The organism is Hyphomonas neptunium ATCC 15444 (genome assembly GCF_000013025.1).
Classification (GTDB): Bacteria; Pseudomonadota; Alphaproteobacteria; order Caulobacterales; family Hyphomonadaceae; genus Hyphomonas; species Hyphomonas neptunia.
Genome location: NC_008358.1, coordinates 2,980,694 through 2,994,538, shown reverse-complemented (window position 1 = coordinate 2,994,538; position 13,845 = coordinate 2,980,694). Strand labels below are relative to the sequence as shown.

The following is a 13,845-nucleotide window of genomic DNA, read 5'->3' as shown; positions in this document are numbered from 1 at the left end:
CGATCTTGGCGGCGAACGCTTTTCAGGGAGGCTCGTGCGGCCGATGGCGAATGCTGCGGAACAAATGGCTCGCAACCTCAACTTTGCGACCTTTGCGAAAGCCAAAGACCTTCAGGCGCGTATCCTTTTCACGCTCGGTATTCTGGTTCTCTACCGGCTAGGGACGTTCATCCCGATCCCCGGCCTGGACCCCTCGCAATACGCAGCGTTGTTCGAAAGCCAGTCGAGCGGCATTCTCGGCTCGATGAACATGTTCGCCGGCGGCGCTGTCGAGCGGATGGGCGTGTTCGCGCTGAACGTCATGCCCTACATCACGGCGTCAATCATCATCCAGATGATGACCTCCGTTTCGCCTTCGCTTGAGAAGCTCAAGAAAGAAGGGGAGGCGGGCCGCAAGCAGATCAACCAGTATACGCGCTATCTGACCCTCGGCTTCGCCCTGGTTCAGGCCTTTGCCATCGCTGGCGGCCTTGTTGCCGTGCGGCTTGAAGGCATCTCGTCCTGGTTCTTCATCCTCACCGGCGTCGTCACGCTGACCGGCGGCACTATGCTGCTGATGTGGATGGGTGAGCAGATCACCGCCCGCGGTATCGGTAACGGCATCTCGCTGATCATCTTTGCCGGCATTATTGCCGAAATGCCTCGCGCCATCTTCAACCTGGTTGCCCAGGCCCGCACCACCTCGGTGGACATCGGCTTCATCCTGGCCATCGTGGTGATGGTGATCGCGCTGGTCGTGTTCATCGTGTTTATCGAGCGCTCGCAGCGTCGCCTGATCATCCACTATCCCAAGCGCCAGCAGGCGCAGGGCTTTGCCCAGGGCCAGAAAAGCTTCCTGCCGCTGAAGATCAACACCTCGGGCGTTATCCCGGCGATCTTCGCGACAGCGCTCCTGATGCTCCCGCTGACGGCCGTTGGCTTCCTGGGTGGCAATGCCGCCGATACCGAAGCGACCGGCATGACGGGCGTTCTGGGCTGGCTGGCGACCAACTTCGCGCCGGGCTCGTGGACCTACATCGTGACCTACGCCGTGCTGGTGGCGTTCTTTGCCTTCTTCTACACGTCGATCATGTTCAATCCGCAGGAAACGGCGGACAATCTGCGCAAGTATGGCGGCTTCATTCCGGGCATCCGTCCGGGCTCCAATACGGCCGCCTATATCGACTATGTGCTGACCCGCCTGACTACCATTGGTGCCCTCTACCTGGTCTTCATCTGCATCCTGCCTGAGCTCCTGCGGCGATATTTCCCTCAAATTCCGTTTTACATTGGGGGCACGTCTCTGCTCATTGTTGTTTCGGTGACTATGGACACTGTCACGCAGATCCAGTCACACCTGATCGCCCACCAGTATGAGGGGATGATCAAGAAGTCGAAACTCGGGGGCAAGAAGAAGTGAACCTGATACTGTTTGGTCCGCCGGCTGCGGGCAAGGGCACGCAGGCCAAGCGACTCGTTGAGCAGCGTGGCTTTGTGCAACTTTCCACCGGCGACATGCTCCGCGCCGCCAGGGCGTCCGGGTCCGAACTCGGCCAGCGGGTGGCGAAGATCATGGATGAGGGCGGTCTGGTCTCCGATGAGATCGTGATTGCGCTGATCGAGGAACAATTGACGGTTCAGGCTGGTGCGCCGGGGTTCATCTTTGATGGCTTCCCCCGCACCATCGGCCAGGCCGAGGCGCTCGACAGCCTGCTGGAATCGCGGGAATCGAAGGTCGATCTGGTCATCCGCATGATTGTGGACGACACACGCCTGCTTGAGCGGGTTACCAAGCGCTTTGAGGAGCAGGGAAGGGCGGATGACAATCCGGCCACCTTCTCGCGCCGTCTGGAGCGTTACTACGAAGATACCGCGCCCCTCGTACCTATGTACGCGGAGCGGGGTGTGCTGGTCGAGATCGACGGAATGGGCTCAATTGAGGCCGTCTCCGCAGAAATCGATGCGGCCCTGAAACAATCCGCGTGAACGGCGCAGTTCTGCTGTTGACGGGGAGAAAACCGTGGCTATAAGCCTCAAAACTTAGCTTCAGGCTTAACCGCCGGTGCGCGCGACGGGTATTCTTCCCGCTTGGCGCGCATTTCATGTTTTATTATCCGCTTGAGGAGAAACGGCCTTGGCCCGTATTGCAGGCGTCAACATTCCGACTAACAAGCGCGTCGAAATTGCGTTGCGCTACATTCACGGCATTGGCCCGTCTTTCTCCAAAGAAATTTGCGAGAAAGTTGGCGTTGAGCCGTCGCGCCGCGTGAACCAGCTGACGGACGCTGAGGTCATCAAGATCCGCGAAGCCATCGATGCCGGTTACATGGTCGAAGGCGACCTTCGCCGCGACACTTCGATGAACATCAAGCGTCTGATGGACCTTGGCTGCTATCGTGGCCTGCGTCACCGCAAGAAACTTCCGGTGCGCGGTCAGCGTACTCACACGAACGCACGGACCCGCAAGGGCCCTGCGAAGCCGATCGCCGGCAAGAAGAAATAGGATCTGACGCCCCATGGCCCGCGAAGCTACCCGTATCCGCCGCCGCGAACGCAAGAACATTACCTCTGGTATTGTTCATGTGAACTCGAGCTTCAACAACACGATGGTCACCATCACCGACGCACAGGGCAACACCATTTCCTGGTCGTCGTCGGGCGTGATGAACTTCAAAGGCTCGCGCAAGTCGACGCCTTACGCCGCTCAGATGGCTGCTGAAGACGCTGCCAAGAAGGCGAAAGAGCACGGCCTGCAGACGGTTGAAGTGCGTGTTCGCGGTCCCGGTTCGGGCCGTGAGAGTGCCCTGCGCGCCCTCCAGGCCGCTGGCCTTACCGTGACGGCGATCAACGACACGACGCCGATCCCGCATAACGGATGCCGTCCGCCCAAGCGCCGCCGCGTCTAACGAATACTCTCCGGCAGCGCCTCTCGGCGCTGCTGTCCTTTTCGAGGAAATCTGAATGACCACTGTGAACGACCGTAACTGGAAAGTGCTGATCCGTCCTAACCGTCCTGTTGTGCAGGCCGGATACGACGCGAAGCGCAAAGCAAAGCTCGTGGTCGAGCCTCTGGAGCGCGGCTACGGCACGACGCTCGGCAATGCCCTGCGCCGCGTTCTTCTGTCGTCGCTGCAAGGCGCTGCCATCATCGGCGTCCAGATCGACGGCGTTGTCCACGAATTCTCCGCCATCCCCGGCGTGCGTGAAGACGTCACGACGATCGTTCTGAACCTCAAGCAGGTCGCGATCTTCATGGAGTCCGACACGCCCAAGCGCATGGTTCTGCGCGCCAAGGGTCCGGGCGAAGTCAAAGCCGGTCAGATCGAAACCCCCGGCGACGTGAAAATCCTCAACCCCGACCTCGTGATCTGCACGCTGGACGGCGGTTCGGAAGTCCGCATGGAATTCACCGTTGCCACCGGCAAGGGCTATGTCGCTGCTGAAGCGCACCGTCCCGAAGACGCCCCTATCGGCTACATTCCGATTGACGCGATCTATTCGCCGGTCCGCCGCGTTGGCTACCAGGTCGAAGACACCCGTGAGGGCACCGTCCTCGACTATGACAAGCTGACCCTCGACATCGAAACCGATGGCTCGCTGTCGCCGGAAGATTCGGTGGCTTACGCTGCCCGCATCCTCCAGGACCAGCTCCAGCTCTTCATCAACTTCGAAGAGCCCACCCTCGAAACAGGCGGCGCGGCAGACGAGACGGATCTGGGCTTCAACCCGGTTCTCCTCAAGAAAGTCGACGAGCTCGAACTCTCCGTTCGCTCGGCCAACTGCCTCAAGAACGATAACATCGTTTACATCGGTGACCTGATCCAGAAGTCCGAGGCGGAAATGCTCCGCACGCCGAACTTCGGCCGCAAGTCGCTCAATGAGATCAAGGAAGTTCTCGCCGGTATGGGCCTGCATCTCGGCATGGAAGTGCCAGACTGGCCACCTGAGGACATCGAAGGTCTCGCCAAGAAATACGACGATCACATCTAGCCCAGAAATGACCGGGGCCTGACCCCCTCGGAAGGAACGAAGCCATGCGCCACCAGATTGCCCACCGCAAGCTCAACAGAACGGCCTCGCACCGCAAGGCGATGTTCGCCAACATGGCTGCCAGCCTGATTGAGCACGAACAGATCGTCACCACTCTGCCGAAGGCCAAGGAAATGGCCCCGCTGATGGATAAACTCGTCAGCCTGGCAAAGAAGGGCGATCTTGCGGCCCGCCGCGCGGCCCTCTCGCAGGTCCGCAATGAAACGGCTGTCCGCAAGCTGTTCGACGTCTTCGGCGACCGCTACAAAGACCGCAACGGTGGCTACACCCGCGTTGTGAAAGCCGGCTTCCGTCCTGGCGACAACGCGCCGATTGCTGTCCTCGAACTCGTGGACCGTGACGAATCGGCAAAAGGCGCCGCTGATAAAGCCCGCCACGCCGCTGAGCTGGAAGCTGCCGAAGGATAAGGTCCCGGCCAGCCAAAAGCTGACAAAGTTCAAGACGCCCTGAAGCACCCGCTTCGGGGCGTTTTGCTTTGGCGCGCGGGTGTCGCGGAGGGCAGGGCGGCGCTGGCCCTAAAAACTGTCACCCAATGCCGCTAGGCGGTCTTTCAAGACTGGTGGCGAATCCGGGAGACAGCCTCATGAAACATCCATTCCTATCCGCGCGGCCCTTCATGGCATCGGCCATGCTCGCCGCTCTGGCCGCCATGGCCGCCTGCACGAACGTGCCGGCTGATGCGCCCGCCACCCAGCTGGCGCCCGCCGCCACCGCTGAGCAAACGCCCGCCGATACCGCCTTCACCATCGCCGTCATCCCCGACACGCAGAACTATCTCGATTTCACCCACCAGACCGCCGAGGGCTTCCCCTTCGATGCCAGCGAGCTCTTCCTCGAGCAGATGGCCTACATCGCCGAGAACCTCGAAAGCGAAGGCGGCGAGATCGCCTTCGTCACCTCCCTGGGCGATGTCTGGCAGCACCAGACGCTGGAGATAGACGCCGAACACGCCGCCCGCGGCTTCCGCAAGGTGGCCAATCCCATCCTCGACGCGCACTTTGCGCCCACCGAGAAAGTGAAAACCGTCGAGATGCCCATGGCGCACGAAGGCTTCTCCCTCATCGCCGGCAAGACGCCGTTCTCCGTTGTGCCCGGCAATCACGACTATGACGCGATGTGGTCGGACTCCCAGTTCCCGCCCCGCGCCATGACGCCGGCTGAAGTCGACCCCAACGACCTCACCTCCCTTGGCGTGCTGCATCCCGGTGGCCTCGACAATTTCCGCTCTGTCTTCGGCGCCGATACGGCCTTCTTCAAGGACCAGCCCTGGTATATCGCCTCCCATGATGGCGGCGCCGACAGCGCCCAGATCTTCGAGGCCGGCGGATACCGCTTCCTGCATATCGGCCTTCAGTTCGATCCGCCCAACGACACGCTCGCCTGGGCCGCCTCCGTCATTGAGGCGAACAAGGGCCTGCCGACCATCATCTCGACGCATGATTATCTCAGCAAGGAAGGCAAGCGCGTGCCCAACGCCATCATCGATGGCAATGCGGTCGATCCCATCCACAACACGCCCGAAATGGTCTGGGAAAAACTGATCAGCCAGCACGACCAGATATTCCTCGTCCTCTGCGGCCACCAGCATGGCCAGGCCTGGCGCGTCGATGAAAACGCCAATGGCAATAAGGTCTGGCAGGTGCTGGCCGACTATCAGGACCGCAACCAGACCCTGAAAGCCACCGGCTTCAAATCCGACTGGCCCGTCGGCATCGGCGATGGCTGGATGCGTCTGATGACCTTTGATTTCGGCGCAGACACCCCCGTCCTCAAGGTCGAAACCTATTCGACCCATTATGCTGAGCTCAGCCGCGAAGCGGCCGAGTATGCCGCCTGGTACAAGCCCGGCGAACAGCCCCAGATGACCGACGAAGAATTCCACGACGCCGACGATTATGTGCTTGATCTGGAAGACTTCCGTGCACGGTTTGACGCCGCCGCAAAGATCGCAAACTAGCCCACCTCCTCAAAAAACACGAAAGGCTCCGGGCACCCCGCCTGGAGCCTTTTTTGATTTTGGAATTGACAGAGTGCCGCAACCCTGACATTACGCCCACCTCGCCGCCTGAAAAGAAGTCCGTAACGGGATGAATTTCAAAAGGCGCATGAAACTGGAAACACAGATGAAGCAGCGTATTGAAACCCATACCTGCTCCTCGCCTTGCCGGGGAGCGCTGTCCGCAGCCCCCGCGCGTTTGCCGGTGGCTGACTGACCTCGCATGAGTTGATCTGACCCTTGCCCGGCGCGCCAAAGGTGCGCCTACGGCATATTCAGAAGGAGGTGGATCATGGGCACGCCCATGACCCTGCAGGTGTTCCTGGCTGATGGCCGGGCGCAGCCGGTCACGCCCCTCATGGCATTCCTTGCCGGGGCACACGCTGATGCCATGGCCCGCATCTGGCCCGCGCCGCATGAGGATTTCCTCCTGCTGCCGGCCGCGCGCCGTCACGCCGCCATCCTCCTCGCCCTGCGGGGCGGGTACAGCGCGCAGCGTCTGCAATGGCTCGCCGCCCGCGCGCGGGATGGGGAGCTGGCCGCAGAAATCCTCGGCGATCATCCGCCCGGCGGCGTGATGAAAGCGCTCGGCCGCATGGGTGAAATCCTGTGGCCGGGGGAGGCGTACCGCGTCTTCACTGATCTCTTCCGGGAAGAGGCCGCGCGCCAGCTCATCCGCCACATGCCAGCGCTTCACCCCGGCGTGCTCGCCATCATCAGCCTGCTGCCGATCCGGCTGCGTCAGGCAAATGTGGTCAGCCTTCTGGGAACGGAGCGTGCGGCTGCGGCAGATCTTGCGGCGGCGTTTGCCATGGCCCTGCGCGTGCGGGGTGAGGCCGCCGCCGGCGACATCGCGCAGCGTTTCGGCCGGGCGAAAACCTGGGCGGCGCTGTTCGAAACCGCCGTTCAGGTCGTCCAACCGCTCGAGTTCGCGACGGTGCTGACCCCGCCGGATCTGCCTGCGCCCTTCGTCCCGGTACGGCGTTTCGAGATGCTGTCGAAAACAGCGCTCGAATTCCGTAACTGCCTGCGCGACTATGCGGCAGATCTTGCCGCAGGCAATATGACGGTCTGGGTCTGGCGGGGGGAAGGCGGACCCGCCGCGATTGCGCTGCGGCGGGACGCGGCAGGCTGGCGCCTCGCCGAAGCCCGCGGCCGGGACAATGCCGATCTGTCCGACGCGGCATTGATGGAAGTTGCCGCCGCCGTCCGCGCCGCCGGGGTGCGCACCGGAGAGGCCTGGTCGGCGCTCTACCGGCGCCTGCAAGACTGGGTGCATGAAGATCCCGCCGGCCGCGCGCCAGCTAGCGCGCCCACCTGGCGGGAACAGCTCGGCCTCGGCTGTCTGTGGGACTGATGCGGGCAAGGGCGCCCCGGCCAGGAACGGCTCGGGCGCCCTTGCTTTGCAGCCGCCCCGATCCGGGTTAGTCTCCTGTCAGGGAACAAGGAGGAAACATCATGGCCGACGGACAAGACATTGAATCAAGAGCGAAATTCCGCGAAATGCTGGAAGGCTCCAAGGAAGATTGGGACATCATCGCGGAGCATTCCAAACACTTCAACCGCGGTCTTGCCCAGCGCGTCATCGACCATCTGAAATTGCTGGACGGTGATTTCGGCGGTTTCCCGGTCGACCGGCTGACCCATTCGCTGCAAACCGCCACCCGCGCCCACCGCGATGGCCGCGACGAGGAATATGTCGTCTGCGCCCTGCTGCACGACATCGGCGACACCCTCGGCAGCATGAACCACCCGGACGTCGCCGCCGCGATCCTCAAGCCCTTCGTATCAGAACAGAACCACTGGATGGTCGCAAATCACGGCATGTTCCAGGGCTATTATTTCTTCCACCATCTGGGCCTCGACCGGAACATGCGCGACCAGTTCCGCGATCATCCGTATTTCGAATACACCGCCCAGTTCTGCCACCTCTACGACCAGTCCGCCTTCGATCCGGAATACCAGAGCGAACAGCTGGACTTCTTCGTGCCGATGGTCGAGCGCGTCTTCTCGCGTCCGAAGAACTCGATGTATCTTCGCAAGACTGAAGAATAGGATCAGCGGGCGGTCATGCTGAAGCTTCTCGTACTTGTCGCGCTCATCCTGGCCGTCCTCTATTTCTTCACCTGGCGAGGCCGGCGCCCACCAGGCGACTGGCGGCGCGACGGGGAGGATGACGGCCCGGTCATTCCCACGGGCCGCATCGGCCTTGACGATGACAGCCGCCCGCCGGTCACGCCCGCGCCGGAAGATGAGCTGGAAGACGCCGGCGCCGGAAACAAGCGCCACGACACCTGATCCGCCTACTGCCGATCAGTCCGCAATCGGCGCGCACTCGCCCGGCGTATCGACGCTCACGCCTGCAGCCTGGGCGGCGCACTTGTTGCCATAAGTCTCGCCATCACAGCCGCAGACTGGCGCATATTCATACGTACACATCTGCGGCGCGCTGAGGCAAATGCCCGCCGCGTCGGCAATCGTGCGGCATGCCCCGTCATCATAATAGCAGGTGAGCCCCTGCGCGCACTCGATGCCCGCAATCCCGCCGCACATTCCGCCCGCATCCGCCAGAGGCCGGCTCACCGGCGCCGGCGCAGCTTCCTCCACCGCCTCAGGCTCAGCTGCAGGCGCTGTCGCCGCGCATCCGGCCAACAGAACAAACGAAACCGCAAAAAGAAAAAGGCGCATGGCTGAAACTCCGTTTCCAGAGTCCAGCCTTGCGCCTTTTAAGCCCGTTTTGGCAAGCCTTGCGGCTTACTTCGCAGCGGCAGCCGCCACCGAAGCGAAGATGTTCTGGCCATGCTCGCCGCCGGATTTGAACGCCGGACGCGTGGTGTTCACGTCGGTGATCTGGTCCCATTTGGCGGCAACGGCTTCCACCGTCAGCGCCTCGCCCTGGCCCACGAACACGCCGGCCGTTTCCACGATCCGCGCCATCGAGAAGGCGCCTGCGCCGGCCGAGAGGATCATGCCGGTCGGGGCATCTTCCTTCACGAGGTTGAGCACGCCCGGCGTCACATATTCCGGCTTCAGCGCGTCGAGCATCTGCTCGGACATGATGTCCTCGGTCATCCGCGTCGCCGCAATCGGGCAGACGGCGTTGATCTTGATGTCGTTCTTCGCGCCTTCGATTTTCAGGGTGTTCATCATGCCGACCACGCCGAGCTTTGCGGCGCCATAATTGGCCTGGCCAAAGTTGCCATAGAGACCGGTCGAGGAGGTGGTCACGACGATACGGCCGTAATTCTGGGCCTTCATGATGTCCCAGGCCGCGTGGATCGGCAGGAAGGAGCCGCGCAGGTGAACTGCCAGAACGAGGTCGATGTCTTCAACGCTCATTTTGGAGAAGGAGCGGTCCCGCAGGATGCCGGCATTCGCGATGAGGATGTCGATCCGGCCCCATTTGGCCATCGTGTCGTCGATCATGCGCTTCACGCCGTCAACGTCCGAAACCGACGAGCCATTTGCGATGGCCTGGCCGCCGAGGGCTTCGATTTCCTTCACAACGGCCTGCGCCGCGTCCGAGCTGCCGCCCGAGCCATCGCGCGAGCCGCCCAGGTCGTTTACCACGATTTTTGCGCCGCGGCGGGCAAGTTCAAGCGCGTGAGCGCGGCCAAGGCCGCCGCCAGCGCCGGTGACAATGGCGACGCGGTCGTCAAAACGGATCTCGGACATGGGTATCTCCCTGTAAACGGTGGTCCTAGGTTTGGCCGGTGTCACACCAGACGTTCACGTCAACGTCAAGCATCTCCGCTGCGTCACCCCTTGCCGCAGGGGCTGCGGCATGATTGCTGACGCGGCGCGAATAGGGAGGATACCATGCTCGCTTACCTGACCCTCGGAACCAATGACAAGGAAAAGGCCTTCGCCTTTTATGACGCCGTGCTCGGCGAAATGGGCGCCAAGCGCTTCTTCGCCAATGACCGCCTGCAATTCTACGGCGTCGCCCCTGGCCAGCCGATGTTCGCCATCGGCGCGCCCTATGAGGGCACCGCGACTGCCGGTAACGGCGTGATGCCCGCCATCGCCGTGGCCGACAAGGAAACCGTCGACCGCGTCTACGCCAAGGCCCGCGAACTCGGCGCCGCCTGCGAAGGCGAGCCCGGCAACCGGATGCCCACCTTCTACGGCGCTTACTTCCGCGACCCCGACGGCAACAAGATCTGCGTCTGCAAAGTCGGCTGAGCCTCTCTCAGGACTGCAACAAGAAAGCCCCCGGTCATGCGGCCGGGGGCTTTTTGTATGGCAACTAATCGCCGAAGGCAGACGTCACCGCTGCCAATGCATCGAAGAAATGGCGCCGTCACACTTGCTAATCCGCATTGTGAGACCTCCGCCCCCTCGGACGTCTTGGCGCTCCTTGGGAGATTGAAACGCTATCCACGCGTCTCCGTCGTCCCTAATGTTCAAATCATACTCAGCTTGGAGATCGTGCCACTGCATCTGCTCAACAACTGCCTGGGCGATTGAGCGCGCCGTTGACTCCCCCGCCACGTAAGGGCCCTCGATCATGCCGCCGACGTGCGGGCAACCCGTTGCACCGCCAACCGCTTGCTTCGCTTCTACCTGCTCCCCCGAACAAGCAGTCAGAACTATGAGGACGAGAACCGCCGGGAGCCGCATGGTTCTATTTTAAGCACCAATCGAGGAAAGTCTCAAATGGGCCAAAGGCGGTCATCCGCTTAAGCGCCCAGTTCGTTGGACGGCCGTCACATGCTAAATCCTAATCCGGCCGCTGATCCTCCAGCGCTCCGGTATAAAACGCGCGCAGGTCTGCCGCCAGCGCGTCCAGCGCCCCGTCATTCAGATACATCATGTGCCCGCCCTGGTAATAGGTCATCGCCACCCGCTCCTGCGGAATGCCATAGCGTGCGAAGGTGATTTCCGCGTCGAAGAAGGGCGTGATCATGTCGTAATAGCCGTTCGCCACCCAGGCTTTCAGCTCAGTGTTCCGGCGCATCGCGGTCGAAAGCTGGCGCCCGGCATTCACATATTTCGGCTCCCAATATTCGCCCTCGGGCGCATTGCGAAAATTCCACGCATTGCCCGCCGCTTCGCTTGAGACGATGTAAGGCCGGTCCATCCGCACGCCGAGATCGCTGTAGAGATACTGGTTGAGAAGGGACGTGTAGGCCGACTCGATGAAATAGCTCGCGGCATCGCCGTCAGGCACTTCGGCCACATCATCGGCCTCATCCCCGGCATACCGCCCGTCCAGCCGTCCGATCGCCAGCCCCTTGTCCCGCAACAGCTCCTTCTGGAACCGCGGCATCAGAATGCGCAGATCAGAGCGCTCCACATACTCTGCTGAAAGCCCGGTGAAATACACCAGCCGGTCACGGATATGCGCGCGTTCTTCGGTCGAAAGCTGCGCGCCTTTCCACAGCGCCGGGCCATATTCGTCGCGCGCAAAGGCGCGGGCGTCGGCCAGAAACTCCGCCTGCGGAATACCTTGTCCCGCCTTGCCGTGATACTGCGCCGCCGCCGCCATGCTCGGCAGGTAGGTGATATAGGAATATACATTGTCATGGGCAGAGGTGGAGCCCTCATAGTCCAGCGCCTGAGAGATCAGCACCAGCCCGTTGAGCGAAATATCCACTTCGCCGGTGGTCATCCGGTGGGCGAGGTAAGCGGCCCGCGTCGTCCCGAAGCTTTCCCCGATCAGGTATTTCGGCGCGTTCCAGCGCTCATGCTTGGTGATCCATATACGGATGAATTCGGCAATCGAGCTGCCATCGCCTTCCTCGCTCCAATAGTCCTTGTCCTCGCCCTTGCCCACAGCGCGGCTATAGCCAGTCCCCACCGGGTCAATGAACACCAGATCGGTCACGTCCAGCAGCGACAGCGGATTGTCCAGCATCGTATAGGGCGCCGCGCCATCATCGCTGTCGGCCTCGCTCGCCACCTTCACGCGCTTGGGCCCCAGCAGCCCCAGATGCAGCCACACCGAGGCCGAGCCCGGCCCGCCATTGAACACGAAGGAAACCGGCCTTGGCCCGCTCGCATTCTCGCGGATGTAAGACGTGCTGAACAGGCTCGCGGCCGGCTCGCCGTCCTCGCCGGCAATATGCGTCTCACCCGCTTCCACGCGGTAGGTCATCTTCTGTCCGCCAAAGGTGCCCGAATGCGTGCTGGTAAACATCACCGGCTCGGGCACCGGCTTTGCGGCGGCCTCTTCCTCGGTCGCAGGTTGGGCCTCGGGCGCAGCAAAAGCGGGCAGGGCCATCGCCACCACCCATGCTGCGGCCAGCGCGTGTATCTTCGTCTTCATGCTTGATTGCCCCGGCTTTGCGTCCCCGGCGACCTGCGTGGTGGCCAGTGTCTTGATAACAAAGGCAAAAGCTACGCTTCTCTGCGGGCGCCGTCAAATCTGCCGGTCGCGCGCTCTCCCGATCCGCAATTGCCATTCCCGCTTTCCAAGCCTTTCCCCGCCCGTTAAGTCTCAACGCTTGGGTCTGATTTGCGGGAGGGCTGACGCAACATGCCGGCAGGATATGAATGGGGCTGGGACAATGGGCGCGCGCTGATCGGCATCGCCCTGATCTATGGGCTGTGCTGGCTCTTGTCCGAAAAACGCAAACTCTTCCCCTGGAAGATCGTGCTCGGCGCCACGGCCATGCAGTTTGCCTTCGCGCTCATCCTGTTCGGCATTCCCTTCATCAAGGACATCCTCCTGGCCGCCAACGGCCTCGTCGATGGCCTCCAGAACGCCACCCGCGCGGGCACCAGTTTCGTCTTCGGCTATGTCGGGGATAATGTCGCTGCCAGCGAAGTCATCGGCGGCTCCCCACCACCGCTGTTCTTCTTCCAGATCCTGCCCATCATCATCGTCGTGGCGGCCCTCTCGGCCATCCTCTGGCACTGGCATATCCTGCGCTGGATCACCAACGGCTTTGCCTTCGTCTTCCGGCGCGGCATGGGCCTGGGCGGGGCCACCTCGCTCGCCGTCTCCGCCAACGTCTTCATGGGCATGACCGAAGCCCCCGTCCTCATCCGGCCTTACATCAAAGGCATGACGCGCTCTGAGCTGCTCATCATGATGACCGCCGGCTTTGCCACCATCGCCGGCTCGGTCCTCGTCGTCTATGGCGCCTTCCTGGAAGGCAAGATGGCCAATCCGCTGCCCCAGCTTCTGGCCGCCTCAATCATCGCTGCGCCCGCCGCCGTCGGCGTCGCCCTCGCCATGATCCCGGAAACCACCCCGGTGTCGGAGCGGATGAAAGACCCCGATTTCAAATACGCCTCCACCATGGACGCCTTCTCCACCGGCGCCACCGATGGCCTGAAGATCGTCTTCAACATCGCCACCATGCTGATCGCGGCCCTGGCGCTGCTCTGGCTGGTCAATGCCGGCCTCGGCGCCTTCCCGGATGTGAACGGCGCGCCGCTCTCCATCGAGCGTATCCTCGGCTGGATCTTCGCGCCCCTGATGTACATGATCGGTGTGCCCTGGAGCGAAGCCTCCCAGTCCGGCTCATTGATGGGCGTGAAAACCGTGCTGACCGAATTCGTCGCCTTCCTCCAACTCGCCGAACTCCCCGTCGAAGCGATGGACCCGCGCACACGGATGATCACCGCCCACGCCATCTGCGGCTTTGCCAATTTCGGCTCGATGGGCATCCTCATCGGCGGCCTGACGATTGTTGAGCCTGAGCGCCGGGATGACTTCCTCAGCCTCGCCTGGCGCACCCTGCTGGCCGGCACGCTGGCCACCTGCCTCTCCGGCGCCGTCGTCGGCGCGCTGCCCTACGCCCTGTTCGCGGGCGGCTGACGCAGCGGCCGGGGTCGCCATCGGCCCCGGCAGGCCCTAGATGTGACGC

15 protein-coding genes are annotated in these 13,845 nt (G+C 62.4%); 12 read left to right on the top strand and 3 right to left on the bottom strand.

All coding sequences use genetic code 11. The features are described 5' to 3' along the window. Window positions 1-43: 43 nt before the first annotated feature. The 10 genes from secY (at window position 44) to HNE_RS13965 (ending at window position 8,323) form a co-directional block, all read left to right on the top strand. Window positions 44-1,399: a preprotein translocase subunit SecY gene (gene secY / locus HNE_RS14010; protein ID WP_011647806.1), complete on the top strand. Its 1,356-nt coding sequence runs from the start codon at window positions 44-46 to the stop codon at window positions 1,397-1,399. Further along, a complete protein-coding gene (locus HNE_RS14005) occupies window positions 1,396-1,965 on the top strand; it encodes an adenylate kinase (RefSeq protein ID WP_011647805.1) in 570 nt (189 codons plus the stop codon). Before secY ends, HNE_RS14005 begins: the two co-directional genes overlap by 4 nt. A 148-nt stretch (window positions 1,966-2,113) precedes the next feature. Next, window positions 2,114-2,482: a 30S ribosomal protein S13 gene (rpsM, locus tag HNE_RS14000; RefSeq protein ID WP_011647804.1), complete on the top strand. Its 369-nt coding sequence runs from the start codon at window positions 2,114-2,116 to the stop codon at window positions 2,480-2,482. A 13-nt stretch (window positions 2,483-2,495) separates the two neighbouring features. Next, window positions 2,496-2,885 carry a 30S ribosomal protein S11 gene (gene rpsK, locus HNE_RS13995; RefSeq protein ID WP_011647803.1) on the top strand — a complete coding sequence of 130 codons (390 nt, stop codon included), beginning with the start codon at window positions 2,496-2,498 and terminating at the stop codon, window positions 2,883-2,885. 64 nt (window positions 2,886-2,949) lie between these two features. Beyond that, entirely contained in the window at window positions 2,950-3,969 is a 1,020-nt protein-coding gene (locus HNE_RS13990; protein ID WP_035592773.1) for a DNA-directed RNA polymerase subunit alpha, read from the top strand. A gap of 44 nt (window positions 3,970-4,013) precedes the next feature. Continuing rightward, the gene (gene rplQ, locus HNE_RS13985; protein ID WP_011647801.1) at window positions 4,014-4,436 is read left to right on the top strand and encodes a 50S ribosomal protein L17; all 423 of its coding nucleotides are present in this window, start codon (window positions 4,014-4,016) and stop codon (window positions 4,434-4,436) included. Between the two features lie 176 nt (window positions 4,437-4,612). Continuing rightward, window positions 4,613-5,986, top strand: a complete 1,374-nt coding sequence (locus HNE_RS13980; RefSeq protein ID WP_011647800.1) for a Ser/Thr protein phosphatase — start codon at window positions 4,613-4,615, stop codon at window positions 5,984-5,986. A gap of 331 nt (window positions 5,987-6,317) precedes the next feature. Continuing rightward, window positions 6,318-7,382: a hypothetical protein gene (locus tag HNE_RS13975; RefSeq protein WP_011647799.1), complete on the top strand. Its 1,065-nt coding sequence runs from the start codon at window positions 6,318-6,320 to the stop codon at window positions 7,380-7,382. Window positions 7,383-7,483: 101 nt separating this feature from the next. Beyond that, entirely contained in the window at window positions 7,484-8,080 is a 597-nt protein-coding gene (locus HNE_RS13970) for an HD domain-containing protein (protein WP_011647798.1), read from the top strand. A gap of 15 nt (window positions 8,081-8,095) precedes the next feature. Continuing rightward, on the top strand, window positions 8,096-8,323 hold the full coding sequence (locus HNE_RS13965; RefSeq protein ID WP_011647797.1) for a hypothetical protein: 228 nt from the start codon (window positions 8,096-8,098) through the stop codon (window positions 8,321-8,323). Between the two features lie 15 nt (window positions 8,324-8,338). Here the strand turns inward: HNE_RS13965 and HNE_RS13960 are convergent, their stop codons facing one another. Both HNE_RS13960 and HNE_RS13955 read right to left on the bottom strand, forming a co-directional pair. Next, complete coding sequence (locus tag HNE_RS13960) at window positions 8,339-8,713, bottom strand: Kazal-type serine protease inhibitor family protein (RefSeq protein WP_011647796.1); 375 nt, start codon at window positions 8,711-8,713, stop codon at window positions 8,339-8,341. A 66-nt stretch (window positions 8,714-8,779) separates the two neighbouring features. Then, a complete protein-coding gene (locus HNE_RS13955) occupies window positions 8,780-9,700 on the bottom strand; it encodes an SDR family NAD(P)-dependent oxidoreductase (protein WP_011647795.1) in 921 nt (306 codons plus the stop codon). Between the two features lie 144 nt (window positions 9,701-9,844). Between HNE_RS13955 and HNE_RS13950 the strand changes: the two genes are divergently transcribed. Next, window positions 9,845-10,210, top strand: a complete 366-nt coding sequence (locus tag HNE_RS13950; protein ID WP_011647794.1) for a VOC family protein — start codon at window positions 9,845-9,847, stop codon at window positions 10,208-10,210. 538 nt (window positions 10,211-10,748) lie between these two features. On the opposite strand, the gene HNE_RS13940 is transcribed toward HNE_RS13950, so the two are convergent. Next, window positions 10,749-12,296 carry a S10 family peptidase gene (locus tag HNE_RS13940; RefSeq protein ID WP_011647793.1) on the bottom strand — a complete coding sequence of 516 codons (1,548 nt, stop codon included), beginning with the start codon at window positions 12,294-12,296 and terminating at the stop codon, window positions 10,749-10,751. Window positions 12,297-12,506: 210 nt separating this feature from the next. Between HNE_RS13940 and HNE_RS13935 the strand changes: the two genes are divergently transcribed. Then, window positions 12,507-13,796 carry a NupC/NupG family nucleoside CNT transporter gene (locus HNE_RS13935; RefSeq protein ID WP_011647792.1) on the top strand — a complete coding sequence of 430 codons (1,290 nt, stop codon included), beginning with the start codon at window positions 12,507-12,509 and terminating at the stop codon, window positions 13,794-13,796. Window positions 13,797-13,845 lie beyond the last annotated feature (49 nt).

Bases quoted from the DNA above. Each gene is read 5' to 3' on its own strand.
- secY (WP_011647806.1), top strand. From the start codon at position 44: ATGGCGAATGCTGCGGAACAAATGGCTCGCAACCTCAACTTTGCGACC.
- rpsK (WP_011647803.1), top strand. From the start codon at position 2,496: ATGGCCCGCGAAGCTACCCGTATCCGCCGCCGCGAACGCAAGAACATT.
- rplQ (WP_011647801.1), top strand. From the start codon at position 4,014: ATGCGCCACCAGATTGCCCACCGCAAGCTCAACAGAACGGCCTCGCAC.
- HNE_RS13980 (WP_011647800.1), top strand. From the start codon at position 4,613: ATGAAACATCCATTCCTATCCGCGCGGCCCTTCATGGCATCGGCCATG.
- HNE_RS13975 (WP_011647799.1), top strand. From the start codon at position 6,318: ATGGGCACGCCCATGACCCTGCAGGTGTTCCTGGCTGATGGCCGGGCG.
- HNE_RS13970 (WP_011647798.1), top strand. From the start codon at position 7,484: ATGGCCGACGGACAAGACATTGAATCAAGAGCGAAATTCCGCGAAATG.
- HNE_RS13965 (WP_011647797.1), top strand. From the start codon at position 8,096: ATGCTGAAGCTTCTCGTACTTGTCGCGCTCATCCTGGCCGTCCTCTAT.
- HNE_RS13960 (WP_011647796.1), bottom strand. From the start codon at position 8,713: ATGCGCCTTTTTCTTTTTGCGGTTTCGTTTGTTCTGTTGGCCGGATGC.
- HNE_RS13955 (WP_011647795.1), bottom strand. From the start codon at position 9,700: ATGTCCGAGATCCGTTTTGACGACCGCGTCGCCATTGTCACCGGCGCT.
- HNE_RS13950 (WP_011647794.1), top strand. From the start codon at position 9,845: ATGCTCGCTTACCTGACCCTCGGAACCAATGACAAGGAAAAGGCCTTC.
- HNE_RS13940 (WP_011647793.1), bottom strand. From the start codon at position 12,296: ATGAAGACGAAGATACACGCGCTGGCCGCAGCATGGGTGGTGGCGATG.
- HNE_RS13935 (WP_011647792.1), top strand. From the start codon at position 12,507: ATGCCGGCAGGATATGAATGGGGCTGGGACAATGGGCGCGCGCTGATC.